The 1073-nt window shown below is 36.2% G+C and carries 1 protein-coding gene, 1 rRNA gene and 1 riboswitch; both genes read left to right on the top strand.

Going from position 1 to position 1073, the window contains the following annotated elements; genetic code table 11:
- The first annotated feature begins 6 nt into the window (after window positions 1-6).
- Window positions 7-115: ribosomal RNA gene (gene rrf, locus EAI80_RS13170) — 5S ribosomal RNA — on the top strand.
- Window positions 116-214: 99 nt separating this feature from the next.
- A riboswitch (PreQ1 riboswitch) is annotated at window positions 215-261 on the top strand.
- A gap of 61 nt (window positions 262-322) precedes the next feature.
- Window positions 323-799: a QueT transporter family protein gene (locus EAI80_RS13165; protein ID WP_129982392.1), complete on the top strand. Its 477-nt coding sequence runs from the start codon at window positions 323-325 to the stop codon at window positions 797-799.
- The last annotated feature ends 274 nt before the right edge of the window (window positions 800-1073 follow it).

The raw sequence follows: 1073 nt of genomic DNA, 5'->3' as shown, positions 1-1073 counted from the left end.
CGAGGATCTGGCGGCGATAGCATGATGGACACACCCGTTCCCATCCCGAACACGGAAGTTAAGCATCATAACGGCGATGATAGTGTGAAGACGCGACAATAGCAAGCTGCCAGGTCGCAATTTAAAATGCGATGAGCCGATGAGTCAAGTACCGCTTGACTCGTTTTTTTTTACTCTTTTTCTTGTCTCCTATACTTATAAATGATATAGTAGTTGGGAACTGGTTCGAGAGCCAAACCCAGTATAAAAAACTAAGAACATATGAATATAATTCATGATGTTTGGCTTCTAACTGTTCTTTAGAAGAAGGAGAAAATCGAATATGAAAAAACTAGACGTTAAAACGATTGCATTAAACGCAGTCATCGCTGCAGTCTACGCAGCACTTACTATTGGCTTAGCGCCAATTTCTTATGGTCAGGTGCAGATGAGAATTTCAGAAGTAATGATCTTCCTTGCATTCTACAATAAGAAATATATCCCAGGATTAGTATTAGGATGCTTCATTGCGAACGTTCCATCATCTCTTGGTGCATATGATATGGTATTTGGTACATTTGCGACTTTACTTGCAGTAGTTGCTATGAACAAAGTATCTAATCGTTATGTTGGTGGTATCTTAGGTGGATTAATCAACGGTATCATTGTTGGTATTGAATTAACACTTGCATTCCATACACCATTCCTATTAAATGCAGTTTATGTATTTGTAGGTGAAGTTGTTGTATTAGAAATCGGTGCATTCTTATTTGGATTATTAGAAAAGAATGAACCCTTATTAAAGATTATTAAAGCATAAAAGAACCTTCGGGCAGTGTCATCAAGTTAAGAATTGACAGCTATCAAGGCATACAAACAAAATGTATGCCTTTTTTATTTGCTCTTGACAAAAGCCCAAAAATGTAAGGCCAATAATCAATATTTATATATTGATTATTGGCCAATTGTTTATAGATGTCGTCGGAGGTATACATTATGGACAACTATAAACAACTTGAGAAAACTTTAAATCACATTATCAAAAAAATGAACGATTCACGCTCTATTTTCTGCGAAAATTCCAGAACAGACTT

This window comes from Catenibacterium sp. co_0103 (assembly GCF_004168205.1).
Lineage (GTDB): Bacteria > Bacillota_I > Bacilli_A > Erysipelotrichales > Coprobacillaceae > Catenibacterium > Catenibacterium mitsuoka_A.
This window is presented reverse-complemented; position numbering and strand designations above follow the sequence as displayed.